We start from the raw sequence: 25,754 nt of genomic DNA on the forward strand, positions 1-25,754 counted from the left end.
ACCGGCATTCCATATGCGTGGAGCGATGCCGGCCGGGACCTTCTTTGCGATGCTCAGGCGCGCGCCCGCACGCCCGGACGCTTCGTGTCCCTTTACTCTTTGCTCTCTTGTGCTTTCGCCCGGGTAGCCGCGGACGGTGCCCTCTTCTTCGACTTGCCCTGATTGAACGCAATCGCGGCACGGATGAGATTCTTCATGGCACGCGCATCAATCTTGTCGCCCTCGAAGAGATCGATCGCACGCCACTTGTTGCCGCCGAGGCCGGCGTTGAAGAGCTTGTCGGGATCCGGCAGGCTCGCCCCGTTGGTGAAGGTGATCTTCACCTTCTCCTTGTGCGCGTTGGCGACCGCGATCATGCCGTCGCGTGACCACACCGGGCTTCCCATCCATTTCCATTCCTCGATGATCTCGCCGTCGGCCTCGAGGATGGTCTTGCGGAGCTTGGCCAGCGTCTTGCCACGCCAGTCAGTGAGTCCTGCGATCAGCTCGTCGATATGTTCCGATGGATTCATGGATGCCTATTCCTCGAATTTGTCCCGCGCATGAGGCAGCTCGCGTCCGGCCATGACAGAGAGCATTCCGGTCGATCCCTCGTTCGTTGCCCGATCCGTTTCAGCAGGTTAGCATAGCCCGATTGTCGTGCTTCAAGCACTGTCGTCAGCGGCTATGTCTGCCCTGGGCGACTTGGCCTGTCTGTCAGGTGGTTAGCGTGTATTCGATGGAGTGAAGGCAATGGCGAACCAACCATCCAGGAAGCCGGCGCACGCCGCAACGAAGACTCCGGCCACGCGGGCCGCTGCCAGCCCGCCCCTGCTCGCAGGCGGCAACCCCCAGATCGCGAAGGCCGACGGAGATGCCCCCGTGCAGGCCTATATCGCCGCCATGCCGGGCTGGAAACACGACGCCGGGCGCCGTCTCGACGCGCTCATCGAGCGCAACGTTCCCAACGTCCGCAAGGCAGTGAGGTGGAACTCGCCGTTCTATGGCATCGAGGGCCAGGGCTGGTTCCTCAGCTTCCATTGCATGACGAAGTACATCAAGGTGGCCTTCTTCCGTGGCATGTCGCTGCGCCCTGTTCCCCCCGTCGAATCCAAGGACAAGAACACGCGCTACTTCCACATCCACGAAGACGACGAGCTTGACGAGGCGCTGGTGGCAAGCTGGGTCCGGCAGGCATCGGAGCTGCCTGGCTGGGTTCCGTAAGCCCCCGCCCTCAGAACCACGCCGCAAGCGTCCCCAGCCCTTCGATCCCGGCGCTGACGCGGGTTCCGGCAGAGGCAAAGAGCAGCCCGGTGCAGGTGCCGGTGGTCACCACTTGCCCGGCTTTCAGCCCCGCCCCGCGCGCGGCGCAGTGGTTGGCCAGCCAGACCAGCAGCGCGCCGACATCAGGGCTCTGGTGCCCGCCGACGGTATGCGCCACGGTGCGCCGGCCAAAGCGCAGCGTGGCCTCCAGCGCGCCCAGGTGCAGCCACTCGCGCGCGAACGGCGTGGGGCGCCCCGTCACCAGTGCGCCATGGCTGAGCAGGTCGGCCAGCTGCGCATCGCTGCCGGCCCCGAGCCAGTCCTCCAGGCGGCTTTCCACGACTTCAATGGCAGGCACCACCAGCGCGAGCGCGGCCTCGATATCCCGGCGCGCATAAGGCCGGCCGCGCGGCGGCAGGCTGGCGCCGAGCACAAAGGCGACCTCCACCTCGATGCCGCGCAGGCGCCAGGCCGGCCCCCGCAGGGCCACGCCATCCGGCAGCAGGCCGGCCGCCGGCAACGGCGCACAGGCGGGTTCCTGGCCCGGCCCCCTCGCACCAACCTTCCAGCCGCCAATGGGACCGATCATGGCAAGCGTGGCATCCTGCACGGCGTAGCTGCCGCCGTGCGCAAGCGGGTGCAACAGTGCCGGATCGACGCGCTCGCCGCGCGCACGCGCGACGCACAGCATCTGCGCGAGCGCCGCCGGCGTACCTGGCGCGACCAGGGTCTTCATTGGCCCTGCCCGTCGAGCGGGAACCCAGGCGGCCTCGGGAAAGCCTGCTCGAACTGGCGCGCGATTGCCAGCAGCAGCGCATCCTCGGCCGGCGCCGCCACCAGCTGGATGCCAACCGGCAAGCCCTCTGCCTCACCGCACGGCAGCGAGATCGCGGGCAGCCCGGCAGCATTGGCAAACGCGGTGAATATCGCATGGCCACGCGGCCCGACCTCGCGGCCTTCGATCACAGGCGGGTGCGACTGTGCGGCCGGCCATGGCAATGCCGCTGCGGCGGGCGTCAGCAGCAGGTCGTAGCGTGCGAACAGCAAGGAAAGCTCGCTGCGCAGACGCTCCACGGCCATCAGCAGATCAAACAGCTGCACGGCACGCAGGCCCGCGCCTGCCGATGCATTGGCCTGCGTGGCCGCACCGAACGTGCCCGCATCGAGCGGCGGGCAGAACGGCTGTTGCGCGCCGCCCTGCTCCACCAGCCAGGCCAGTCCTGCTTGCGACAACAGCGACCATTTGGCATTGGTCGCTTCCGCCAGCTCGAACGCCTGCGCGGTTTCCACCGTGTGGCCAAGTTCACGCAGCCCTTGCGCTGCCTGCCCGGTCAAGGCAGCGATGCGCGCATCCACCGGATGATCGCCGAAGCGGGGCACGTGCAAGACCCGGCATGGCCGCGGCGGCATCTGCAGCGGCACGCCGGCAAAGCGCCGGGAATCGGGATCGCGCGGGTCGGGCTGGCCCAGCGCCTCGGCCATGGCCATCGCATCGGCCATGCAGCGGGCCAGCGGGCCGACCACTTCATAGCGCATGAAGATCTCGGGCAACCCGCTGCCGCGCGGCAGTCGTCCGGGCGACGGCTTGAAGCCCACCAGCCCGGTATGCGAGGCCGGGCGCCGGATCGAGCCGCCGCCGTCGGTGCCCAGCGCCAGCGGGCAGCAGCCCGATGCCACCGCCGCCACCGCGCCGCCGGAAGACCCGCCCGGCGTCAGGGCCGGCTGCCAGGGATTGCCGGTTGTGCCGAAGACGAGGTTGTCGGTATAGCCCTGCATGGCGAACTCCGGCACATTGGTCTTGCCGAAGATCAGCGCCCCGGCCGCGCGCAGGCGCGCCACCGGCAGTTCGTCGCGGTCCGGGACAAAGCCCGCCAGCGCGCGGCTGCCCCAATGCGTGGGCAGGCCGCGCACGTGCAGGTTGTCCTTGACGGTGACCGGCACGCCATCGAGCGCACCCAGCGGCTCGCCACGGCGCCAGCGCGAGGTGCTCTCCTGTGCCGCCGCGATGGCGCCTTCAGTATCGAATGCGATCACGGCGTTCAGCGCCGGATTGCAGTGCGCCGTGCGCGCCAGGCAGGACGCCAGCGCCTGTTGCGGCGTGAAGCGGCCGGTGGCGTAGCCGTCGGTGAGCGCATGTGCCGGCAGTTTCCAAAGATCATCCATCGTCGTCTCCGCCGTCCTCAGTGTTCACTTGAGCCCGACCAGCGGCCCGATGGTCTGCTTCCAGATGGCCGAGCATTGCGGGTAGGACTTGTCGCAGACCTCGGTCCAGGTCGGCAGCGAGACCGTGGTCAGCGCGTCGCGCACCAGCTGCAGGTCGGCCGGACGCACGGGCACCTCCTTCATGGCGAACTTCTTGCCGGTCTTGCACGGCTCTTTGCCGACGTTGCAGCGCGAGGCATCCTCGAACAATTCGCGCGAATAGGACCAGGTATCGCGCTCGAAACGCTGGAAGGCCTCGGCCAGGCGCGTTTGCTGCTCGGGCGGCAGCGCGTTCCAGCGGCTGAGCTTGATGGCGTAGGCATTGAGCGCGATCTGGAAGCCGACTGGCATGAAGTATGAGGTGACCTCGGGCCATCCCGCCGTGTTCGCCGAGCTCGGGCCGGTGATCGCGCAATCGGTGACGCCGCGCTCGAGCGCCTGCTGGGTCTCGCCGAAGGGGATCGTCACCGGAATGCCGCCGAGCTTCTCGATGAACTTGGCCAGGGACTGGTCGTAGACGCGCACCTTCTTGCCCTTCAGGTCGGCCAGGCCGCCGATCGGCGACTTGCAGAACACCACCTGCGGCCCGAACGGCCAGATCCCGAGCAGCTTGGCGCCGTAGCGTTCCTGCAGGCGCTTGTCGAAGGCATTGCGGTAGGCATCCACGGCCTTGCTGGCCGAGCCGTAGTCGGTGCTCAGGCCAACGATGTCCGGCCCGAGGAAGAATGGCTCGTCGCGCGAGACCTGGGCCAGGCGCAGGCTGACGATGTCGAACAGCCCGGAGCGGAGCACGCGCAGGCCGTCTGAATCCTTGATGCCGAGCACATCCATCGGCTTGTAGTCGGCATCGATCGGCAGGCCGGTGTTCCTGGCGAAGTTCTCGAAAAAGGGCTGCTCCTTGTTCTGCTGGATCAGGCCGGTCGCGACGAGGTTGCCGGCTACCCGCAGCTTCGTTTGCTGGGCAGGCTGGGCCGGCTGTGCCTGGGCAGTGCCCGGCAGCAGCACGGCGGCAGCGCAGGCGACATGGGCGGCCGCGATCAGCGCGCCGGCGATTCGTTTGGCGTTCATGGGAGCTTCCTTGGAGGTCAATGCCCGAACATCAGGTTGGGCAGGTAGGTGGCAATCGCCGGGAAATGGATCAGCACGGCGGTCATCACCACCATGGCGGCAAAGAACGGCAGCGTGCCCTGGAAGACTTCATTGATCGATCCTTCGCCGCGCACGCCCTGGATCACGTAGAGCGTCATGCCGATCGGCGGGCTGATCAGCGAGATCTCGCACATCAGCACCATGAACACCCCGAAGAACACGGGATCGATGCCGGCCGCCTGCACGATCGGGAAGACCACCGGGACCGTGCCGACCAGCATCGGCATGGTCTCCAGCGCGATGCCCAGCACCAGGTAGAGGGCTGCCAGCAGCCACAGCAACACCGCCGGCGACACGTCCACCTGCTTCATCAGGCCGGCCAGCGCCTGCGGCACCCCCAGCATGGAGAGCACGAAGTTCAGGTAGAGCGCGGCCACCAGGATCAGCGCGGTCATCGCCGTCAGGCGCAGCGTGGAGCGGAAGCAGTCGTGCAGCATGGCGACGCTGAGCTTGCCGTAGGCGGCCGCCACCGGCAGGCACACCAGCACGCCGAGCGCGGCGCTCTCGGTGACCGTGGCCCAGCCGGTGTAGATGCTGCCCATCACCACCGTGAACACCAGCAGCGGACCCGCCAGGTGGCGCGAGTTGCTCAGCCTGGCGAGCAGCGGCACACGGGCCTCGCGCGGGCCGCCCGCCGCGGGCTTCCACAGGCAGATCAGCAGGATCGTGGCCAGGAACAGCACGGTCATGATGGCCCCGGGCAGCACGCCCGCCACATACAGCCGCGCCGCCGAAGTATTGGTCATCGAGCCGTAGATGATGAAGGCCACGCCGGGCGGGATCAGGTTGCCCAGGCTGGCGCCGGCCGCGATCGAGCCCAGCACCATGCGCTGGTCATAGCCGCGATTGCGGAAGGAAGGCAGCGCGACCGTGGAAATCGTCGCCGCGGTGGCCACCGATGACCCGGACACCGCCGAGAACAATGCCGAGGCACCGATATTGGTATGCAGCAGGCCGCCCGGCAGGCGGTTCAGCCAGTCTCCGAGCGACTGGTACATCTTGTCCGTCGCGCCGCCGCGCATCAGGATCTCGCCCAGCAGGATGTAGAGCGGGATCGACAGCAGCAGGTAGTCCTCGCCGGCCGCCCACAACTGTTCGCCCAATGCGTCGATCGCGGGCATGCCGAAATAGGCCAGCGCCCCGGCCACGCCCACCACCAGCATGCTGGTGGCCACATGGAAGCCAAGGAACATCAGCCCCAGCATCAGGCACAGCCCGAGCAGGATTTCAATGGGACCGATCATGCTGCCGCTCCTTCGCTCTTGCCTTCAGCGCTGCCCTGGCCCGCGCCATTGCCCTCAGCGGGCGCGGCGGCAACGCGGATGTCCGCCTCCGCCTCGATCTCCTCGGCCAGGGTCTGCGGCCCGAACTGGCTGTTCAGGCGGGCCCAGTCGCGCCGCACCAGCAGCTGCAGGGCGTGCCAGGCGGCGCAGGCCGCCACCAGTGCGAACAGGGAATAGCCGGCCAGCCACAGGGTCTGGGGCATCCACAGGGGCGTGGCAAGCGGCGTGGACGCGGTGCTGTGCAGGTCGATGGTGTCCACCAGCACATGGCCGGCGCGCCAGAGGCAGAGTCCGGCCACGGCAGCCAGGCTCAGCATCGCCAGCAGGTTGAGCACGGCCCGCACCTTGACCGGAAAGCGCGTCAGCAGGAAGTCCACCCGGGTATGGCCGCGCCCGACCAGGGTGTAGGCAAAGCCGCACGCGCCAAGGATGGCGTAGGTATAGCCGCCGATTTCATCGATGCCCTGCAAGCTGAAGCCGCCCAGCTTGCGCCCGAGCATTTCGACGCAGGTCGCCACCGACAGCACGATCAGCCACCATCCGCACAGGATGGCTATACGGTCAATGCCGGCGGCAAGTCGTCGGCTCCAGGGGGTATCGGCAAGCAGGGTCTTCATGGTGCGGGGGCCGGTCGTGACATTGCTTCCATTGAAGCGCATGGCCAGACCCGCGCGGCGGCTTTCCCGCACGCCGGAACTTCTTGAATAAACCCTTAGGAATCAACAGCTTTCCGGCGCGCCCGCGTGGAAAGGCAAGGACGCTGCGGGCACTGGCATCGGGCAGGGCACGCGGGTGCAGCGCCCGCCGTAGGCAGCGCTGATCTCTGTGGCAGCCCAACGCACCCAGGCGCCAAGCTCATCGAAACGGGCACGCACGATGCGCTGGCTGGAACCGGCCAGCGAGACCGCGGCGAAGGGCCGGCCGTGCTCGTCACAAATCGCGGCGGCAATGCAGCACAGGCCGACCGCATTCTGCTCGTCGTCCACCGCATAGCCGCGCCGGCGCACTTCGGCCAGGGTCTCATGCAGGCGCGAGGGGCGCGCAATGGTGTTGTTGGTCAGGCGCGGGAGGCCAAAGGTGCGCAGGTATTGCAGCACGTCGGGCTCGCTCTTGGCGGCCAGCACCGCCTGGCCCATGGCCGTGCCATGCAGCGGGGGGCGGTGGCCGGGCGGGGCCTGCGCGCGGCTGCCGTGGGGGCCTTCTGCCTGGCAGGCGAAAACAATTTGCCCGTCGCTGGCCACGCCCAGGTTGACGGTCTCCCCGGACAGCGCGCTCAACCGTTGCATCACCGGCAGGGCGAGTTCGCTGATGCGGCGCCGGCGGGCGAAAGCGGCACCCACCGAGAAGCAACGCACGCCCACGTACCACAGGCTGCGCTCGCGATCGAACTGGACAAACTGGCGTTGCTCGAGCGTGGTCAGCAGGCGATGGACGGTCGATGTAGACAGGCCGCTGCGTGCCGCCAGATCCACCAGCCGGTAACCCTCGTCGTCATCGGACAACAGCTCGATCAGCTGGAGCGCCCGCGTCAGCGACTGCACGGTGCTGTCGCCGTCCCGGCACTCCCGCCCTTCCCGTGACGGCGGGTCGGCGCTGGCGGCAGGCGCCACCGCCCGTGTTGCGGCTTCTTTCCTGGCCTCCCTTGTCCTGGTCGTGGTGCCTGCCATGTGAATCCCCTTGCTTGCGTTGCCGCACGCGGACGCAAGTTCCGGGCCACTGCCCGGTCACAGGCCTGGCCCACGCTGGACATGGGGCATGCGGTCAGCCCGCACCGCCGCCGTGCCACATGCACTCGCTCCGCACCGCCCCCCGCCCGGCTTTAATGCACAACATTGTCTACCACCATGATGGAAGCCATTAAGAATATCTCGACCGATGGCCGAAACACGAAGAGGGAAATCCCTTGTTTTCTTGCGCTGGCTGTTGTGGGCTGGCTGCACCCAGATCAAGCCGATGGGGAGCCTTGCCCGCTCAGCACCGCACCGCCAAACTGCTTGCGGTAAGCCGACGGAGAAACGGCTAAGGCCTGGGTGAAGTGCTGCCGGAACGAAACGGCGGATCCAAACCCCACCAGCTCGGCAATCAGGTCAACCCCCTTGTCCGTCGTCTCCAGCAGGCGCTGCGCCGCCGTCAGCCTGTGGTTCAGCACCCACTGCGTCACCGTTGCGCCAGTCTTCGCCTTGAAGCGCCTGGTGAAGTTGCGCCGGCTCATCCCGGCCTGCTGCGCCAGCGTGTCCAGTGTCAGCGCCTGGTCCAGGTTTTCGATGGCCCAGTCCAGGGTCGTGCTGAGCTTGTCCGCGCCGTCCACCCGGGGCAGCGGCTGTTCGATGTACTGGGCCTGGCCGCCATGCCGGTGCGGGGCAACGACCATGCGGCGGGCTACCCGGTTGGCGACGTCCGCGCCATGGTCGCGGCGCAGCAGGTGCAGGCAGCAATCCAGGGCGGCCGCCGTCCCGGCCGAGGTCAGGATGTCGCCATCGTCGATATACAGGGAGTTGCGATCGAGCCGGACCTGCGGATACCGGTTCGCAAAGTCATCGGCCCAGGCCCAGTGCGTGGCCGCCGTGCGCCCGTCCAGCAAACCCGCCTCGGCGACCACGAACGTACCCAGGCAGAGGCCGGCAATCCGCGCGCCCCGCGCGCTGGCGCTTTGCAGCGCTTCCACCAGGGCGTGGGGCGGGCGCTCCGCCGGGTCGCGCCAGGCCGGCATGATGACCGTATCGGCCTCTGCCAGCACCGAAAGGTCGTGCCCGACCTCGATCCTGAACCCGGACATGGTGGGAATCAGCCCGGTCTTCTCGCCGCAGATGACCAGCCGGTAGCGCGGCACGCCCAGCCGGGCAAGATCGTCGCCAAACACGATACAGGGTACGGACAGGTGGAAGGGGCTGATGCCTTCGAAGGCGATCACCGCGACGGTGTGCATTGCGTTCTCGCTGGCACGGACACGAATTGAGGATGGCCCAATTCTATCGGATGTTGTCCATCGGGCCACTTTCGGGGTTGCAGCCGGCGTTGGAAACTACCTCCCATGCCGCGGTTGCGGTGATTGGGGCGGCCTCCTCGCCAGCGGCGCCGCCCTCTTCTTTTCCATGACGAGGACCACAATGAACCACCCGACGATTCGCACCATGGCCGGCGCACCGGCCCCCACCGCCATCGAAGCCGCCAGCAGCGCCTTGCTGGTGATCGATTTCCAGAATGAGTACTTCAGCGGCAAGATGCCGATCCCGGACGGCGCGCGCGCCCTGGGCAATGCGCAACGCCTGATCGCTCATGCGGATGCGGCCAGGATTCCTGTTTTCCACATCCAGCACGTGACGCCCGCGGGCAGCCCCGTCTTTGCGGAACAGAGCGCCAGCGTGGAATTCCACAGCGACCTGCAGCCGGCCGCGCATCACACCGTGTTGCAGAAGACCTCGGTCAGCGTGTTCCCGACGACCGACCTGGACCAGCGCCTGAAGGCCGCCGGCATCAAGACCCTGATCATCACGGGCCTGATGACCCATGCCTGCGTGTCCGGCGCGGCGCGCGATGCGGCGCCGCTCGGATACGGCGTAATCGTGGCGGAGGATGCCTGCGCCACGCGCGACCTGGATACGGCCGGCGGCGTGGTGCCGCACCGGGACCTGCACCGGGCCGCGCTTGCCACCATCGACGACACCTTCGGCGATATCCTGACCACCGAGCAGGTGCTGAAACTGCCGATCGCCTGATCGATCGCGGACAGCCATGATGCCGAGGGGGAGACCGTCAGGCCGCCTCCCTCTCAGTCACTCCCGCCGCCCGCCTTCAGACTGCCAGGCGCTCCACCGCACTCTCGCGCCTGACCATCCCCAGCGAGAACATCGACAACCCTGCGATCAGCGCCGGCACGCCGATCAACGCAAACAACGCCGGCATGCCCAGGCCCATCGACAGCATGGTGGCCCCGCCGACCGACCCCACCACCGAGCCCATCCGGCCCACGCCGTTGGCCCAGCTCACGCCTGTGGCACGGCAGTCCGTCGGATAGAAGCTGGCGGACAGCGCATTCGCACCCACCTGCGACCCTGAGACGCAGAAGCCCGCAAGAAACACCGCCATGCCCGCAGCCACCGGCTCGGAAGCAACGCTGCCCACCGCCGCGATGCCAAGCGCCGCCAGCCCATAGCTGGACGCCAGCACATAGTGCGGATTGATCCGGTCCATCAGCCAACCCAGCGCAATCGCCCCCACCGTCCCGCCGACCTGGAACATGGTTGTCACCAGCGCTGCCGTGCGCAGCGAATGGCCGGCGGTGCGCAGCAGCGTCGGCAGCCAGCTGGACAGCAGGTAGATCACCAGCAGGCTCATGAAGAACGTCAGCCAGAACAGCAGCGTGCCCCGCAGCAGCTCGGGCCGGAACAGGTGCCGCACGGGCGAGCTGGTGCTGCGCTGTTCGCCGACCACGAAGGTGGCGTCACGCAGGTCGGCTTGCGGCGCGATCTTCTGCAGCGTGGCGACGATGCGTTCGCGCTGCTTGCCGGCCAGCACGAGGTAGCGCACCGATTCCGGCAGCAGCCACAGCAGCAGCGCCGCCAGCACCAGCGGCATGACCCCGCCGGTGACCAGCACCGAGCGCCAGCCAAAGGCGTCGATCAGCCCGGCGGAAGCCAGGCCGCCGAAAGCCGAGCCCAGCGTGAAGCCGCAGAACATGGTCGTGACCAGGAACGAGCGCCGCTTTTCCGGACAGAACTCCGAGGTCAGCGTGATGGCGTTGGGCATGGCCCCGCCCAGGCCCAGGCCGGTCAGGAAGCGCAGCAGCACCAGCGTCCACAGGTCCTGCGACCAGGCCGAGGCCAGGCTGGCGGCACCGAAGAACAGCACCGACAGCACCAGCACGCCCTTGCGCCCGAAGCGGTCGGCCAGCGGGCCGAAGACGAAGGCGCCGACCATCAGGCCGCCGAGCCCGGCGCCGAACAGCGGCGCCAGCTGGGCCGGCGTCAGCTGCCATTCCGCGCGGATGGCTGGTGCGATGAAGCCGATCGCCGCCGTATCGAAGCCATCGACCGCAACGATCAGGAAGCACAGCACGACGATGCTCACCTGGAACGCCGACAGCGGCTGGCGGTCGATGAACGCGGTGACGTTCAGGGGTTGGCTGGCAGGCATGGTGGTCTCCTCCTTGATGCCAGGATTAGGGGCGAGTCACGTCCGGCAGCCTTATGCGCGGCCGCCAGATCGTTTCGGATTGACTGCGAAGAAAAATTGCGCCAGCGGCTTACAGCCACGGCGTGGGGCTCAGGCACTGGTCGGCACGCCAGCCATGCAGCCACTGCAGCGCGTCGTAGAACTGCGCCTGCGTGCGGCCGGTCCACAGGCTGTTGCGCACCAGCCGGTCCACGCCCTTGGCGTGGTAGACCCGGCCCATGTCGCGCGCGGCATACAGCACGCGGGCGGTACGCGGGATGCGGGCCTGCTCGTACAGCTTGAACGCTGCCTCGCAATTGCCGCCGGCGGCCTGCACCGCGGCGCCCAGCGTGACCGCGTCTTCCAGCGCCTGGCAGGCGCCCTGGGCCACGTATTGGGTCATCGGGTGCGCGGCATCGCCCAGGATGGTGGCGCGGCCGAAGCTCCAGCGCTCGACCGGGTCGCGGTCGGCGGTGGCCCAGCGCTTCCAGGAAGTGGGCCGGTCCAGCATCTGGTGCGGCAGCGGATGGATGCCCTCGAAGTACGACAGCACTTCCGCCTTGCTGCCGTCGCGCACGCCCCAGGTTTCCTGCTCGCGGCTGTGGAAGGTCACCACCAGGTTGTACTGCTGGCCGCCGCGCAGCGGGTAGTGGACCAGGTGGCAATGCGGGCCGGCCCACACCACCGGTGCATTGACCTGCAGGTCCTGCGGCATGTCGGCGACGCCGACCACGGCGCGATAGACCACGTGCCCGGTGACGCGCGGCTCATCGCCGATCAGCGCCTGGCGGATCGCGGACTTGACGCCGTCGCAGCCGATCACGGCATCGCCACGGTGGTGTTCGCCGTGCTGGTCGATCACGGTCACACCCTGGTCGTCCTGCAGCAGCTGTTCCACGCGCGTGCTGGTGCGGAACGTAATCAGCGGGTGGTCCTGCACCGCCTCCAGGATCGACAGGTGGATATCGGCGCGATGGATCACCGCATACGGGTTGCCGAAGCGCTCGCGGTACGCCTGCCCGACGTCAACCTCGGCGATCACGCTGGTATCGATCGCATCGCGCAGGCTGAGGTAGTCGGTAAAGACAGCCCGGCTGCGCGCAGCTTCGCCTACGCCCAGCGCATCCAGTGCGGCAAAGGCGTTGGCGGCGAGCTGGATGCCCGCGCCGATCTCGCCGATCTGCTCGGCCTGCTCCAGCAGTTCGATGCGGATGCCCTGGCGTGCGAGCGCCAGCGCCGCGGCCAGGCCGCCGATGCCGCCGCCGATGATGAGGACCTTGCCGGTCGCGTTGTTGGTACTGCTCATGTCTTGTCTCCTCGCCTGCGCGATGCGTCAGGCGGTGTGGTCGGGCTGGCGCCCGGGCGCCGCCTGGGCAAAGGCGGGATGGGCGCTGGCGTGTGCGTAGACCGCCATCGCGCGCTGGTACCGGCTCAGGTCGCAGCCCATGCGCAGGGCGTTGGCGACTTGCGGCACCAGCGTGACGTCAGCGAGTGTCGGCGCATCGCCGAAGCACCACCTGCCATGCCCGTGCTGCGCCAGCAGGTGCTCCACGCCGGCCATGCCTTCATCGATCCAGTGGCGGTACCAGGCATCCTTCTGCTCGGGCGTGACCTTCAGCACGTCCTGCAGGTAGCGCAGCACGCGCAGGTTGTTGACCGGGTGGATGTCGCAGCCGATCAGCGTGGCCAGTTCCAGCACCCGCGCACGCTGCACCGGGTCTTGCGGCACAAGGCGCGGCTCCGGATGGAGCGCGTCCAGGTAGTCGAGGATCGCGAACGACTGCCCGAGCGTAAAACCGCCATCCACCAGCGCGGGCACGGTCGCGGACGGGTTGATTTTCCCGACGTACTCCGGCTCGCGGTGCTGGCCGGTGCGGATATTGACCGGCAGGTAGTCGTACGGCAGGCCCTTGAGGGCCAGCGCGATGCGCACCCGGTAGGACGTGGAGCTGTTGAAGAAACTATAGAGCTGCATGATCGGTAATGCCCGTGTGCTGCGATTCAGAGGTTCAGACCACGCGCACGGCCAGCTCGCCGAGGCCGTCCACGCCCGTGACCATGGTCTCGCCGGCCTTGACCGCGCCCACGCCTTCCGGCGTACCGGTGAAGATCACATCACCCGGTTCCAGGCGGAAGAACTGCGACAGGTAGGCCACCGTCTCGGCCACCGACCAGATCAGGTGCGACACATCGCTGCGCTGCTTCGTTTCACCGTTGACCGTCAGCCAGATGCCGGCCTGTTGCGGGTGGCCGATCTCGCTGGCGCGGTGGATCGGCGCGACCGGCGCCGAGGCATCGAAGGCCTTGCCGATCTCCCAGGGGCGGCCCATTTCGCGCATCTTCATCTGCAGGTCGCGGCGGGTCATGTCGAGGCCGACGGCATAGCCCCACACGTGTTCGAGTGCCTGTTCGACCGGGATATCCGAACCAGCCTTGCCGATCACTGCCACCAGCTCGGCCTCGTAGTGGTAGTTCTGCGTCTGCGCCGGATACGGCAGGTCCAGCGTGATGCCGGCCTGCACCGGGACGATCGCATCCGCCGGCTTGCAGAAGAAGAACGGCGGCTCGCGGTCGGGATCGAAGCCCATCTCGCGCGCATGGGCGGCGTAGTTGCGGCCCACGCAGTAGACGCGGCGCACGGCGAACTGGTCGTCGCTGCCGGCAACGGGGATGGAAACGGTGGCGGGGGGCGTGAAGACGTAGGACATGGTTCGAGGTTTCCGGAAGTCGTCAGGTAAGCGGGAGCCTCAGGCGGTGCGCGCAGGCACCGCCCGGGGCAGGTCGGATCAGGGTCGCGGGACGCTCAGGTGCGCGCTTCGCGCAGCAGGTTCATCGCGGACAGCACGGGCCGGTCGGAATAGCTGAACAGCACCGCGTCTTCCAGCGCGCCCAGCTGCACCGGCGCCCACGACGGGGCCACGAAGATGTCGCGCGGCTCGAACTGGAACTGGTCGTCACCGATGCGCACCGTGCCGCGCCCTTCCACTACGCTGTAGACGGTGGCGTCGGTGCTGCGGTAGGTCTTGCCCTGGAAGCCCGCCGGCAGGTACTGCATGAAGGTGGCGATGGTCGGCATCGGCCAGCCGCCGGTGGCCGGGTTGATATAGCGCAGCTTGACCCCGTCCCAGGCATCGAGCTCGCCGTTGCGGTAGAGCTGGTCCAGCGCCTCGCGCGAGCGCTCGTACGGGTAGCTGAAGACCGGCGAAGTGGGATCGGTCACGCGGTGCCGCACCGGCACCATGTTATGGCCGAAGCGGGCAAAGCTGTCGCCCTCGACGCGGGTCACGGGCTGCTGGGCTTCCGGGTAGTTCTCGGCAAACCCGGCATCGAACTGCTGCACCAGCGGGATATCCAGCCCGTCCAGCCACACCACCGGCTCGCCGCCGTCCTCGACGGCAGGGTTGCCATGGTCGTGCCAGGTCCACGACGGCGTGATGATGAAGTCGCCGGGATGCATGGTGGTGCGCTCGCCGTTGACCGCGGTCCAGGCGCCCTTGCCTTCGACGATAAAGCGCAGCGCGGACTGGGTATGGCGGTGGCTGGGCGCGATCTCGCCCGGCAGGATCAGCTGCAGGCCGGCGTACAGCGTGGAGGTGATGCTCGACTTGCCCGGAATGCCCGGGTTCTCCAGCACCAGCACGCGGCGCACCGCTTCCTCGGCGCTGATGACGCCGCCGGCCTGCATCACCAGCGGGCGGATCTGGGCGTACTTCCAGATGGCGGGAACGATCTGCGGCCGCGGTTGCGGCGGCACCAGCGCGTGCAGCGACTCCCACAGCGGGGTCATGTGGCTGCGGCCGATTTCTTCGTAATAGGCCACGCGGGCCGGGTCTGGGGTGTGTTCGGACATGCTGTCTCCGTAACTTTATGCAGGGCTTTGGGAGCGCTTTTGTGGGTGCGTGTCATCGCTCGCACCGTCTTGTTGTCGTTATACGCGGCGGCCTATAAGATTTGAAATGAACTTTTCATCTTATCGATACCATTTTTCATATAGGTAGCCTCATGGACTGGACCCAGAGATTGCGGCTGCGCAACCTGCAGATGCTGCTGAGCCTGGCCGAGACCGGCAATATGAGCCAGTCGGCGGCCATGCTGAACACGACCCAGCCGGGCCTTTCCAAATGGCTGAAGGACCTGGAGGACGATATCGGGCTGCCCCTGTTCGAGCGCCAGGCGCGCGGGCTGCGGCCCACGCCCTACGGCGAGTCGCTGATCGAGCACGCCCGCCGGATCGAGGCCCAGCTGGATACCGCGCGCGACGACCTGCAGGCCATGCGCGACGGCGGCAGCGGGATCGTGGTGGTGGGTACCTCGGGCGCGTCGTCGGCGGATACCGTGCCGCTGGCAGCGCTGCAATTGCTGCAGCAGATGCCCCGCGCCAGCGTGCGGCTGGTGGAAACGACCATGGACCGGCTCATGAGCCAGCTGGCGCACAGCGAGCTGGATATCGTGGTGGGCCGCTCGGCGCCCGAGCTGCAGGATGCGCACATGCGCACCGAATCGCTCTACATGGAGCCGATCCACTTCGTCGCCCGGCCGCGCCACCCGCTGCTGCAAGGCGCGCGCATCGGCTGGGACGACCTGTATCGCTACCGCTGGGTGGTGTGGCCGCGCGGCACGCCCATCCGCAACGCGCTGGAAGGCGCGCTGGCCAGCGCCGAGCGTGCGCTGCCGGCAGATTGCGTGGAGAGCAATTCCACCGTGCTGAATCTCACGCTACTCAACAACAGCGACATGATCGGCCTGGCCTCGCACCGCACCGCGCGCCGGCTGGAAGCGCTGGGCGCGCTGCGCATCGTGCCGCTGCGGCTGGCGGGGTTCGGCTCGGTGTCGATGTACTGGCGTGACGACGCGCAGTCGCGCGCGGCGGTCATGGCCATGCTGGATTGCCTGCGGCGGGCGGCGGGGGCGCCGCAGGACTAGGTGCTGCTCAAAAGCGATGCCGCATCCATTCTCTTTCGTTGTGGTTGGTCATCGCCACGGCGAAGATGCCGATGGCTGGATTGCGGACTGCGCGGCCCGCAGGCGCGCGGCAGTCCTGCGCACGCCCTGGCGGCGTGCGTGAGAGGCAGATCGGGAGAGTCCGCCGGCCCCTGCCGGCGTGGCTCAGCGGCTGACCGCGCGCTGGATCGCGAGCGCCGCGGCCACCATGGCCTCGGCGGATTCCAGCGCCCGGGCCGGATCGTCGCCCTTGCGCACCGCGGCTGCGCTGGTCGCACGCGCGGCGCCGTCCGGGCTGGCGGAGAACTTCACCACCGTCAGCCCCCTGGCCGGGTTGATATAGATCTTCTGTCCGAAGCGCCCGCTGGCCTCGATGCTGCCGTCGCCGTCGTTGCGCTGGAACCAGTAGTTGCGGTAGCCATAGCCGTCGCGGCCCGGCATGGTGTTGCCGCGCGCAAAGCGGGCCTGGTTGCCGGCCGGCTGCAGCGCAATGCGCGCCGCCGCCGGCGAGATCCCGCCCGAGGCGTCGCCGGCGGCCGCCCGGCGCACGGCCTCGGCAAAGCGGGCGGCATCGCGCAGCGTGGAATTCATGCCGCCGCTGGCCATTTCCGTGCCCTGGCGGTCCACCTGGGTGTAGGCATCATCGTCGGCAAAGCGGGACCACAGCCGCTCGCTCACCAGTTGCGCCCAGCTCTTGCCGGTGATGCGCCGCAGCGCCCATGCCACCGCTTCCGGCGAGCCGTTCTGGTAGTACCAGACGCCGCCATCGTCGCGCCCGCCGGTGGCGTGGACGACCTTGAGGAAGTCATAGATGGTGTCCGGCGCCTCCGCCTTGCGCGGCACGATCCCCACCGCCCCGAACAGCCCCAGGTCCGGCGGCAGCCCCTCCGGGTAGCCCACCGGCACCTCCATGTCCAGGTTCTGCTGTACCGTGGCCTCGCCGAACGGGTTGCCGGCCAGTTCCGGCACATACTGCGCGAGCCGGGCCTGCGGATCGAGCTTGCCCTCTTCGACCAGCATGGCGGCCAGCAGCCCGGTGACGGACTTGGTCATCGAGGCCCAGATATGCGGCTGGTAAGGACCAAAGCCCGCGAGGTAGCGCTCATAGACGACCTTGCCCTGGTGCAGCACGATAAAGCCGTCGGTATGGGTGTCGCGCAGGTAGTCGGCCAGTCGGACCGTCTTGCCCGCCACGGCAAACGTGGTGCCGTCCAGTTCCGTGCCGGGCTGACCGGCCAGGGCCAGCGGCTGGCTGGCATGCCGGATCCCCGCCGTCGGCGACATCTCGCGCGCATGCCGGAACGCCCAGCGCATATACGGCGGACGCAGCCCGCTGCCGCGGCTGACTTGCTTGTCGGGCGGCGGCGGAAAGCCCTGCATGACCTCGTCCTCGGCAACGGCCACGGGCTGGCCGGTGCCCTGCGCCAGCGCAACGCTCATCGGCGCCACCAGCAGCGCCACGGCCAACCACACCCGACTGCGTCCGAATCCCGTCCTGCGCGACACTGTTTGCGCTTGCATGCTGTCTCCATTCCTGTCCAGGCGGCTGCACGCACGGTGCGCCGCCTTGTATGCATGAGGTGCAAGCCCGCATGGTGCAGGCCGCGGGCGCCATCTTGGCGGACGCGGTTCCCGACCACAATGATGCGTTCGGAATAGAGCCATAACCCGGTGGAATGTCAGGCAGCGAAGCCGCATAATTGCGAAACCCATCCTCTCCGGTGTCTGCCATGCAGCTTCCCGACGCCCGCGTCCGCGACCTGCTCCGCCATCCGGGGCGCTTTGCCTGGCACACGCTCAGGCAGTTCCGCGCCAACCAGGGGCTGCTGCTGGCCGGCGCGGTGGCCTACTACGCGCTGCTGTCGATCGTGCCGCTGCTGATCCTGATGATCATCGCCCTGTCGCACGTGATCGAACCAGACCTGCTGTTGTCCACGCTCGCGCGCTACCTGGAGTGGGTGGTGCCGGGGCAGTCCAGGGCCCTGGTCACCGAGCTTGCCGCCTTCCTGCGCAACCGTGGCACGATCGGCTGGGTGCTGCTGGTCACCATGCTGTTCTTCAGCTCGCTCGCCTTTACCGTGCTGGAGAATGCCATGTCGGTGATCTTCGAGCACCGCGTGGCGATCCGGCGCCGGCATTTCCTGGTCTCGGCGCTGCTGCCCTACTGCTATATCGCGGTACTGAGCGTGGGCCTGCTGCTGGTCACGTTGGTATCGGGCGGCCTGCTGGCCATCGGCGAACGGCATGTGGAAGTGCTGGGCCGCGACTGGTCGCTGGACCGGCTCTCGACCGGCCTGCTCTACCTGCTCGGCTTCATCGGCGAGGTGCTGATGCTGACCTCGATCTACATGGTGATGCCGGTTGGCAGGCTGTCGCTGCAGCATGCGCTGAGCGGCGCGTTGATTGCGGCCGTGTTGTGGGAAATCTCCCGCCATGTGCTGGCGTGGTACTTCACCACCTTGTCGCAGGTGAGCCGGGTCTATGGCTCGCTGACTACGGCGATCGTGGTGCTGCTGAGCCTGGAGATCGCGGCGACCTTGCTGCTGTTTGGGGCGCAGGTAATTGCGGAGTTCGAGCGTGGCGGCTGGGAAGGAAGGCCGGCGCATGCGGAACCGGAAGAATTCCACACCTGAGCGGCGCCGCAGCGACGCCGTTCGCGCGCCCGCTCAGGCGAGCGCCAGATCGAGGCAGGCGCGGATACGCCTCTCCTCCTCCGCACCGAAGGCACCGATCAGGACCAGCGCAGACCCTGCCGCATCGCCTTGCGCCATCGGACTCAGCCGCGTGCGGCCCGCGACCACATGCATTTCGTGCAGGCGCGGATCGGCTGCCAGCCTGACCATGCCCTTCGCGCGCAGCAGCCGCACCGGCAGCGTCTTCAGCGCCTGCCGCAGCAGCGCCTTGTCGAAGTCGCGGCCGGTCTGGTATGAAATGCTGCGGATGCCGGCGTGCACGGTGCCGACGGCTCGCCGCCAGTGCCCGCCCGCCTGCAGCACGGCATCGGCATGTGGTGCCGGCAGGGCGGCGTCGACAAAGACCGACAAGGGCACCTCGCCCTCGCATGCGGTCAGCACCGTGGCACGCGGCGCGATGGCGTCGACCGTGGCGGCAGCCATTGCCAGCGCATCCGCATCGGCAAGGTCTGCCTTGGTCAGCACCACTACCGAGGCTCCCGCGATCTGTTGCCGCACCATGTCGCCCACCAGCGGATCGTGCAGGCTGTGGCCGACCTCGGTCACATCCACGGCCACCACCACGGCATTGAGCACAAAGGCCCGATCCAGCAAGCCGACCTGAGCAATGCGCTGCGGGTCCGAGACGCCGCTGGCCTCGATCACCAGCAAGTCCGGCCGCTGCTCCCGCGCTGCGATGGCCACCAGCGCCTCGGCCAGCCGGCCGCCGATCGAGCAGCAGATGCAGCCGTTCTCCAGCTGGATCACGTCGTCGCTGCGCGTGCGGATCAGCGCGGCATCGATATTGATCTCGCCGAAGTCATTGACCAGCACCGCGATGCGGCGCCCGTGCGCGTTGGCCAGCAAGCGGTTGAGCAAGGTGGTCTTGCCGGCGCCAAGGTAGCCGCCGACCACCGCCAGCGGGACCGGAGGCCGCGTGTTCATCGGGCCGGCGCCGCGAACACGCGCCCGCCCAGTACCGTGCCCCAGACGCGCACGTCCTTCAGGCACTCGGGACCCACCGCGGTCGGGTCATCTTCCAGCACGGCAAAGTCTGCCAGCTTGCCGGGCGCGATGCTGCCGATGCGATGGTCGAGCTTCAGTGTATAGGCCGCACCCATGGTGATGGCATACAGCGCGTCGGCGACCGGCAGGCGCTCCGCTTCGCCCAGCACGCGGCCGGAAGCGGTCTGGCGTTGCACCGCGCACCACGCCGTAAAGAGCGGGTTCAGCGGCGTGATCGGCGCATCGGAATGGATCGCGAACGGAATCCCCAGCCGCCGCGCCGTGCCCGCCGGGTTCATGCGCGCAGCCCGCGCCGGTCCCACGGTCTGGCCGGCATGCGCATCGCCCCAGTAGTACAGGTGGTTGGAGAAGAAGTTGATGCACAGCCCCAGCCGCGCCGCGCGCGCCAGCTGTGCCTCGTCCGCCAGCTGGCAGTGCTGCAGCGTATGGCGATGGTCCGCGCGCGGATGGCGCGACAGCATGGCTTCCAATACGTCCAGCACCACTTGCGTCGCCTCGTCGCCATTGGTGTGGATATGCAGCGGCAGGCCGGCCAGGTGGAATGGCGTGAAGACGTCGAGCAGTTGCTCGGGCGGGATCAGCCACAAGCCATTGGCCTGGCCGCCGGCATACCCCGGTGCACGCAGGCGAGCGGTAAAGCCCTGGATCGAACCGTCGACAATGAACTTGACCGGACCGAAGCGCAGCTTGTCGGTGCCGGCCGCCGCCGCGGCCTGCACGCGGGCGGGGCCGCCCTGCGCATTGCGCTGCGGCGAGAACGCCGGGACGATGCGCAGCGGGAAGCCGGGGTCGGCAGTGACCGCCTGCAGCGTCTCCAGCCCCTTGGGCGACAGGTCGTTGACCAGATCCGTCGCCGTGGTCACGCCTGCCAGTTGCGCCACGCGGCCGAAGCGGCGCACCGCGTCGGCATTCTCGGCGGCGGCCAGCGACAGGCCGCTGCCAAGCACGCGCTGCACCGGGAACATCGCCGCGAATTCCTGCAGCTCGCCGGTGGGCAAGCCCCGCGCGTCCTTGTGCACGCCATCGATATCGGTGTCCTCGTCGATGCCGGCGCGCGCCAGCATCGCGGAATTGACGTTCATCAGATGCACGCTGGCATGCATCACCACGATAGGCCGCGTGGCCGAGACGCGATCCAGCTCGCGCACCGACAGCCGGCTGGCGCCGAAATAGATCGGGTCGAAGCCCCAGGCCAGCAGCGGCGTTTCCGGGTCATGCATCTGGCTTGCCGCGCCCGCCAGGCGATCGATCACCTGCTCCAGCGTACGCAGGCCGTGCCAGAGCTTGCCGTCCGGATCGCGGCGGTCGAAGTAGCCGATGTAGACCGCATCCCACATCGCGCCTTCCATCAGGTGGCAATGGCCTTCGACCAGCCCGGGCATCAGCACCTTGTCGCGGAAGGTGTCGACCTGCACCGCATCCGGCCAGCCGGCCATCTCGGCGGCGCCGCCCACGGCAAGGATCTTGCCGTCGCGCACCGCGACATGGGTGGCCTCGGGCTGGCCGGCTTCCATCGTGAGGATCGTGCGCGCCACGAATACCTGGGTGCGCGCGGTGTCGTCTTGTGTCATGGATTGCATGAGTCCAGTCATTCACGCCGCCTGCACGCGGGCCAGGCGGGGTGCGTAGTTCACCAGCGCGGTCACCAGCAGGTTGACGCCCAGGCTGACCAGCCCGAGGTTGATGCCGCCGAAATCTACCTGCTGCACATACAGCGCGATCGCCAGTACCTGGCCGGTGACGATGCCGAGCGCAATCGCCAGCGCCCGCACCTTCAGCGAGAACAGGATCACCAGCACGCCAGGGAAGAACTGCGTCACGCCGTAGTAGGTGGTGTTGATCAGCGTCAGCATCAGGTTGGGCGTGGCCAGCGTCATGGCGATCGACAGCACCAGGTAGATCACGATCACCACCTTGGCGCCCTGCTTCTGGCGCGCCTCGGGCATGCCCGGCAGCAGGTTGCGCGTGACGATGGGACCGATCGCCAGGCAGATGCCGGCCAGCACCAGCAGCCCCGACAGCGCGGCGCCGGCGGTCACCAGTCCGAGCAGCCAGTCCGGCAACAAGCGCACCGCCGCCGCGAAGAAGGCCTCATTTGGCGATGCGAGCTGCAGGTTCTGGCTGATCGCGTAGTAGGACGCCAGCACCAGGAACGGATACATCAGCATGTACAGTGGCATCGCCACCTGCGTGCGCCGGATGGTGTTGGCGCTCCTGGCCGTGAAGAAATTCTGCACCGCGAACGGCATCACGTAGAAGCCCAGCGCCTGGAACAGCATGGTGCTCATCGAGAAGCGCAGCTGGGTGTCATTCATCTGGTTGCTGACCTGCATGCTGGCGGCATGGAACACGTCGCCCACGCCCGCCTTCCAGCCCACCGCGACGCCGGTGGCGACGATCGCCACCACCATCAGGATGTCCTTGAGGATGGCGATATAGGCCGATGCGCGCACGCCGGAGATGGCAATGTAGGTAAAGGCCAGCGCGGCCGAGATCATCACCAGGTACACCGGATCGAACTCCCAGCCCAGCCCCTTGAGCGCCGCCACCAGCCCGGTGAACTGCAGCTGGCCCCAGGGCAGCAGGAACAGGATCGCCGAGCCCGCCACGATCAGCTCCAGCGCACGGCTGCCGTAGTGGCCCTTGAACAGGTCCGGCAGCGTGATCGCGTTATAGCGCGCGCCGGCCTGCCAGATCTTGGGCCCGAGGAAATAGCCGAGCGGGTACGCCAGCAGGATGTAGCCGAGGAACCAGACCCCGTAGGTCGGCCCCTTGGCATAGATGCCACCGGGAAAGCCCACCATCGTGCCGATGCTGTAGATCTCTCCCGCTGCCAGGAAGAACACCAGGTAGGCGCCGAACTGCCGCGACGCCACGAAGAAATCATGCACGCTCTGCGCGCCGTGGCCCTTCTTCGAGCGGATGGCGAGATAGAGCGAGAACACGATAAAGCCGAGGAATACCGCTGTGGTCATGGTGGTCTCCCCTTCAGGCTTCATGCGCCGCGTCGGCGGCGTGGCGGTCGAACAGCAGCCAGCACGCCAGCATGCAGCCGGAGGTCAGCACGAACCAGGCAAAGATCCAGGCGTAGATAAAGGGCACGCCGAGCACGAAGCGCTCGACCGTCGCCACCCAGGGCAGCATTCCGATGACGCCGATAAACGGCAGGCCTAGGCCGATAAACAGCTTGAGCATGATGTCTCTCCGATTTCCGATGGACGGTGGATGGCGGGGCGCCGTGTGTGCTGTCACCGGCCCGCTCTTGTGTTCCGCTCATCATAGGAAGGGGCGAGGTATGATTCAAATGCAAATGTTGAACCGATCCCATAACCAATGCGCATGGTTTTCCGCATGGACACACAGAAACTTCTGCACCTGCTCGCCGTGGTCGAGCACGGCACGTTCTCCGAAGCGGCCCGTGCCATGCACCTGACCCAGCCGGCGCTGAGCCGCAGCATCCGCGCGCTGGAAGACGAACTCAAGGCGCCACTGTTCGACCGCGGCGCGCGGCGCGCGCGCCTGACCGTGTTCGGCGAACTGGTGGCCGACCGCGCGCGCCGCATGCGGCTGGAAGAGCGCCAGCTGCGGCGCGACCTGGACCTGCTGCGCGGCGGCGAGGAAGGCTCGCTGACCATTGGCGTGGCGCCCGCGCCGGCGGCGCTGCTGCTGACGCCGTTCCTGATCCACATGGCGCAGGCCCACCCGCGCATCAAGGTGCGCACCGAGACCGGCGCCACCAGTGCCCTGCTGGAGGCACTGCGCAACGAGACCATCGACGCCATCGTCGGCGATGCCTATGTGCTGCGCGCGGCCGACGACATCGACGTGGAGCCATTGGGTGAGCTACCCGCAGGCCTGGTATGCCGCGCCGGGCATCCGATCCTGCGCAAGCGCCGCATCGATATCGAGACCATCCGCGCCTACCCGGTAGCAACCACCACGCTCAGCACCGTCATCAGCCGGCAACTGGCAGAGCTATGGGGGCCGGGCGCCGCGCCGGACAAGCTCTTCACCCTGCATTGCGACAACCTCGACATGCTGCGCAGCGTGACGCTGGCCAGCGATACGCTGCTGTTCGGCGTGCTGTCGATCACGCGCCAGGAGCGCGCCGCGGGGCTGATGGCCGAAGTACCGATGCCGCCCGATCCGCGCCGCTGCGGCCGCTATGGCATTGCGCGCATGGCGGCGCGCTCGCTGTCGCCGGCGCTGGAGGTGCTCTATCGGTTCACGCGCGAACACTGGAAAGCGCTGTCGTCCGAAGCTGGCGCTGCCAACGCGCGCCGCTGAACCTGCCCCTTGCCGCGCGCTGTTGTATGCTCCGCCCTGAACCATCGCCCGTGTCCCGCATGACCGAATCCACGCCAGACCGCCCTCGCCGCATCACCATCCATGACGTCGCCCGCGCCGCCGGCGTGTCGCTGACCACGGTGTCGCACGCGCTGAACGACCGCGGCGTGCTGGACCCGGCCACGCGTGCGCGCGTCAAGCGCGTTGCCGCCGAGCTGGGCTACCGGCCCAGCGTGCGCGCGCAGCGGCTGCAATCGGGCCGTGCCAACTGCATCGCCCTGTTGTCGTCGATGCCGTTCGCGGTGGCGGGCGGCACGTCGCGGCTCGGCTTCATGATGGAGGTGGCGGCGATTGCCGCCGAGGCGGCAATGGGGCGCGGCCTGGGCGTGGTGCTGGTGCCGCCGCTGGAAGGCGCCGGGGGCCTGCTCGATACATTGGATATCGACGGCGCGATCGTGATCGAGCCGATCGCGGGCGACCCGCATATCGCGCGGCTGCGCGAGCGCGGCGTCAGCATCGTGTCGATCGGGCGCGAGCCGCTGACCGACACGCCGGTGCCTTGCGTCGACCTGCAATCGGCCGACACCGCCCGCCTGCTGCTGGCGCACTTGCACGGGCACGGGCGCCGGCATATCGGCCTGATGATCGGCGCGGCGCCGCGCCAGTCGTATGTGGAAACCGAACGCGCTTACCGCGAGTTCACGCAGTCAATGGGCTTGCCCTGCCATATCGTCAAGGCAGCCGAGGAACACGGCGAAGCCGCGGGCGCCGACGCCTGCGCGCAATTGCTGGCGCAGATGCCGGCGCTCGACGCGCTGTGCGCGCCGGTGGATGCGTTTGCGGTGGGCGCCATGGCCCACCTGCAAGGGCTGGGCAAGCGCGTGCCCGACGATGTGCTGGTGGTGACGCGCTATGACGGCATCCGCGCCCGCAGCGCGCAGCCGCCGATCACCGCGGTCAACCTGCACCTGGAGCGCGTGGCATCGCTGGCAGTGGAGCTGCTGTTCGCACATCTTTCCGGCGACCGCAGCCGCGACGTGATCACCGGGCCCGCGCCGGAACTGGTGGTGCGGGCATCGTCCACGCCGGGCAGCTAGCCGCGCAGCAGCACCACGGCACCGGAGACCAGCGCAAATACCAGCACGCCGATGCGCAGCATGCGCTGGTTGATGCGCTTGTGCACCAGGTGGCTGGCCACCATTCCGACCATCAGCACCGGCAGCAGCCCGATGGCATAGAGCACCTGCTCCATGCCGAGCCGGTCGCTCAACGCCAGCACCACCAGCGAGATCGCTTCACCGACCAGGAAGCACAGCGCCACGGTGGCGCGCAGCGTCGCGACCGGCGCATGCTGGTAGGCCAGCGCCAACGGCGGGCCGCCGACACCGGTTGCGGTCTCGGTCACGCCGGTGATCAGGCCGGTCGAGGCAAAGGTCAGCCGCCCCGGTGTAAAGGCCGGCGCCAGCAATGACACCACCGCTGCGGCAATGGTGCTGCCGCCGACCAGCGCGTTGAGCCATGCCATCGGCATCGCCACCAGCACCCACAGCCCGCCGAAGGTGCCGGCCAGCCGCCCGGCGCTGATCCAGCCTGCGCCGCGCAGGTCGATGGCATGGCGTTCGCGCCAGGCCACGTAGGCATTGAGCGGCAGCATCGCCAGCAGCAGCGCGCCCGGCAGCATTGCCGGCGCGGCCAGCGCCAGCACCGGCACCACGATCAGCGCGAAGCCCATGCCGGTCGCACCCTGGACCAGCGCGCCGGTAAAGACCGCCACGCCGACGCTGAACAACGTCATGTCCAT

General features: G+C 68.1%; 25 protein-coding genes. 6 read left to right on the forward strand and 19 right to left on the reverse strand.

The window, feature by feature from the left end; all coding sequences use genetic code 11:
• Positions 1-92: 92 nt before the first annotated feature.
• The gene (locus AC3WON_RS01330) at positions 93-512 is read right to left on the reverse strand and encodes a DUF1801 domain-containing protein (protein ID WP_492350926.1); all 420 of its coding nucleotides are present in this window, start codon (positions 510-512) and stop codon (positions 93-95) included.
• A 220-nt stretch (positions 513-732) separates the two neighbouring features.
• On the opposite strand from AC3WON_RS01330, the gene AC3WON_RS01335 reads away from it, so the two are divergent.
• Positions 733-1,203 (forward strand): DUF1801 domain-containing protein, encoded by a 471-nt coding sequence (locus AC3WON_RS01335; protein ID WP_492350927.1) that lies wholly within the window; start codon positions 733-735, stop codon positions 1,201-1,203.
• 10 nt (positions 1,204-1,213) lie between these two features.
• Here the strand turns inward: AC3WON_RS01335 and AC3WON_RS01340 are convergent, their stop codons facing one another.
• The 7 genes from AC3WON_RS01340 to AC3WON_RS01370 form a co-directional block, all read right to left on the reverse strand.
• Positions 1,214-1,978: a 2-keto-4-pentenoate hydratase gene (locus tag AC3WON_RS01340; protein ID WP_492350928.1), complete on the reverse strand. Its 765-nt coding sequence runs from the start codon at positions 1,976-1,978 to the stop codon at positions 1,214-1,216.
• On the reverse strand, positions 1,975-3,405 hold the full coding sequence (locus tag AC3WON_RS01345; protein ID WP_492350929.1) for an amidase: 1,431 nt from the start codon (positions 3,403-3,405) through the stop codon (positions 1,975-1,977). Before AC3WON_RS01345 ends, AC3WON_RS01340 begins: the two co-directional genes overlap by 4 nt.
• Positions 3,406-3,429: 24 nt before the next feature.
• Positions 3,430-4,512 (reverse strand): TRAP transporter substrate-binding protein, encoded by a 1,083-nt coding sequence (locus AC3WON_RS01350; protein WP_492319169.1) that lies wholly within the window; start codon positions 4,510-4,512, stop codon positions 3,430-3,432.
• A gap of 17 nt (positions 4,513-4,529) precedes the next feature.
• The gene (locus AC3WON_RS01355; RefSeq protein WP_011616863.1) at positions 4,530-5,837 is read right to left on the reverse strand and encodes a TRAP transporter large permease; all 1,308 of its coding nucleotides are present in this window, start codon (positions 5,835-5,837) and stop codon (positions 4,530-4,532) included.
• Entirely contained in the window at positions 5,834-6,493 is a 660-nt protein-coding gene (locus AC3WON_RS01360; protein ID WP_492350930.1) for a TRAP transporter small permease subunit, read from the reverse strand. Before AC3WON_RS01360 ends, AC3WON_RS01355 begins: the two co-directional genes overlap by 4 nt.
• 102 nt (positions 6,494-6,595) lie before the next feature.
• Positions 6,596-7,543 carry an IclR family transcriptional regulator gene (locus AC3WON_RS01365; protein ID WP_492350931.1) on the reverse strand — a complete coding sequence of 316 codons (948 nt, stop codon included), beginning with the start codon at positions 7,541-7,543 and terminating at the stop codon, positions 6,596-6,598.
• A gap of 278 nt (positions 7,544-7,821) precedes the next feature.
• On the reverse strand, positions 7,822-8,802 hold the full coding sequence (locus tag AC3WON_RS01370) for a GlxA family transcriptional regulator (RefSeq protein WP_492350932.1): 981 nt from the start codon (positions 8,800-8,802) through the stop codon (positions 7,822-7,824).
• 181 nt (positions 8,803-8,983) lie between these two features.
• Between AC3WON_RS01370 and AC3WON_RS01375 the strand changes: the two genes are divergently transcribed.
• Entirely contained in the window at positions 8,984-9,592 is a 609-nt protein-coding gene (locus tag AC3WON_RS01375; protein WP_492319166.1) for a cysteine hydrolase family protein, read from the forward strand.
• 76 nt (positions 9,593-9,668) lie between these two features.
• Here AC3WON_RS01375 and AC3WON_RS01380 read toward each other — a convergent pair whose 3' ends face one another.
• The 5 genes from AC3WON_RS01380 to gtdA all read right to left on the reverse strand — a co-directional run bounded on the left by AC3WON_RS01380 (position 9,669) and on the right by gtdA (position 14,877).
• Complete coding sequence (locus AC3WON_RS01380) at positions 9,669-11,009, reverse strand: MFS transporter (RefSeq protein ID WP_492350933.1); 1,341 nt, start codon at positions 11,007-11,009, stop codon at positions 9,669-9,671.
• Positions 11,010-11,118: 109 nt separating this feature from the next.
• On the reverse strand, positions 11,119-12,333 hold the full coding sequence (locus tag AC3WON_RS01385; protein ID WP_492350934.1) for a 3-hydroxybenzoate 6-monooxygenase: 1,215 nt from the start codon (positions 12,331-12,333) through the stop codon (positions 11,119-11,121).
• 27 nt (positions 12,334-12,360) lie between these two features.
• The gene (maiA, locus tag AC3WON_RS01390) at positions 12,361-13,002 is read right to left on the reverse strand and encodes a maleylacetoacetate isomerase (RefSeq protein WP_492350935.1); all 642 of its coding nucleotides are present in this window, start codon (positions 13,000-13,002) and stop codon (positions 12,361-12,363) included.
• A 34-nt stretch (positions 13,003-13,036) separates the two neighbouring features.
• Positions 13,037-13,735 (reverse strand): fumarylacetoacetate hydrolase family protein, encoded by a 699-nt coding sequence (locus tag AC3WON_RS01395; protein WP_492350936.1) that lies wholly within the window; start codon positions 13,733-13,735, stop codon positions 13,037-13,039.
• Between the two features lie 95 nt (positions 13,736-13,830).
• On the reverse strand, positions 13,831-14,877 hold the full coding sequence (gene gtdA / locus AC3WON_RS01400; protein WP_436223787.1) for a gentisate 1,2-dioxygenase: 1,047 nt from the start codon (positions 14,875-14,877) through the stop codon (positions 13,831-13,833).
• A 152-nt stretch (positions 14,878-15,029) separates the two neighbouring features.
• On the opposite strand from gtdA, the gene AC3WON_RS01405 reads away from it, so the two are divergent.
• On the forward strand, positions 15,030-15,950 hold the full coding sequence (locus AC3WON_RS01405) for a LysR family transcriptional regulator (protein WP_492319160.1): 921 nt from the start codon (positions 15,030-15,032) through the stop codon (positions 15,948-15,950).
• Between the two features lie 183 nt (positions 15,951-16,133).
• Here the strand turns inward: AC3WON_RS01405 and AC3WON_RS01410 are convergent, their stop codons facing one another.
• Positions 16,134-17,489: a serine hydrolase domain-containing protein gene (locus tag AC3WON_RS01410; protein WP_492350937.1), complete on the reverse strand. Its 1,356-nt coding sequence runs from the start codon at positions 17,487-17,489 to the stop codon at positions 16,134-16,136.
• A gap of 209 nt (positions 17,490-17,698) precedes the next feature.
• On the opposite strand from AC3WON_RS01410, the gene AC3WON_RS01415 reads away from it, so the two are divergent.
• Entirely contained in the window at positions 17,699-18,601 is a 903-nt protein-coding gene (locus AC3WON_RS01415; RefSeq protein WP_492350938.1) for a YihY/virulence factor BrkB family protein, read from the forward strand.
• A gap of 33 nt (positions 18,602-18,634) precedes the next feature.
• On the opposite strand, the gene AC3WON_RS01420 is transcribed toward AC3WON_RS01415, so the two are convergent.
• From AC3WON_RS01420 to AC3WON_RS01435, 4 genes are read right to left on the reverse strand one after another with little or no spacing between them, the layout of a single operon-like run.
• Positions 18,635-19,585: a CobW family GTP-binding protein gene (locus AC3WON_RS01420; RefSeq protein ID WP_492350939.1), complete on the reverse strand. Its 951-nt coding sequence runs from the start codon at positions 19,583-19,585 to the stop codon at positions 18,635-18,637.
• Entirely contained in the window at positions 19,582-21,246 is a 1,665-nt protein-coding gene (locus AC3WON_RS01425) for an amidohydrolase (RefSeq protein WP_492350940.1), read from the reverse strand. Before AC3WON_RS01425 ends, AC3WON_RS01420 begins: the two co-directional genes overlap by 4 nt.
• A gap of 12 nt (positions 21,247-21,258) precedes the next feature.
• A complete protein-coding gene (locus tag AC3WON_RS01430; protein WP_492350941.1) occupies positions 21,259-22,641 on the reverse strand; it encodes a sodium:solute symporter family protein in 1,383 nt (460 codons plus the stop codon).
• A 13-nt stretch (positions 22,642-22,654) separates the two neighbouring features.
• Entirely contained in the window at positions 22,655-22,861 is a 207-nt protein-coding gene (locus AC3WON_RS01435) for a DUF3311 domain-containing protein (protein ID WP_340523470.1), read from the reverse strand.
• A gap of 156 nt (positions 22,862-23,017) precedes the next feature.
• Here AC3WON_RS01435 and AC3WON_RS01440 point away from each other — a divergent pair, with 156 nt between their 5' ends.
• Together AC3WON_RS01440 and AC3WON_RS01445 are read left to right on the forward strand one after the other, a co-directional pair.
• Positions 23,018-23,953: a LysR family transcriptional regulator gene (locus tag AC3WON_RS01440; RefSeq protein ID WP_492319154.1), complete on the forward strand. Its 936-nt coding sequence runs from the start codon at positions 23,018-23,020 to the stop codon at positions 23,951-23,953.
• A gap of 59 nt (positions 23,954-24,012) precedes the next feature.
• Positions 24,013-25,050, forward strand: coding sequence for a LacI family DNA-binding transcriptional regulator (locus tag AC3WON_RS01445; RefSeq protein WP_492350942.1), 1,038 nt, complete (start codon positions 24,013-24,015; stop codon positions 25,048-25,050).
• Here AC3WON_RS01445 and AC3WON_RS01450 read toward each other — a convergent pair.
• On the reverse strand, positions 25,047-25,754 hold the full coding sequence (locus AC3WON_RS01450; protein ID WP_492319152.1) for a sulfite exporter TauE/SafE family protein: 708 nt from the start codon (positions 25,752-25,754) through the stop codon (positions 25,047-25,049). The genes AC3WON_RS01445 and AC3WON_RS01450 overlap by 4 nt on opposite strands.

Source organism: Cupriavidus sp. FW305-46 (assembly GCF_058787075.1).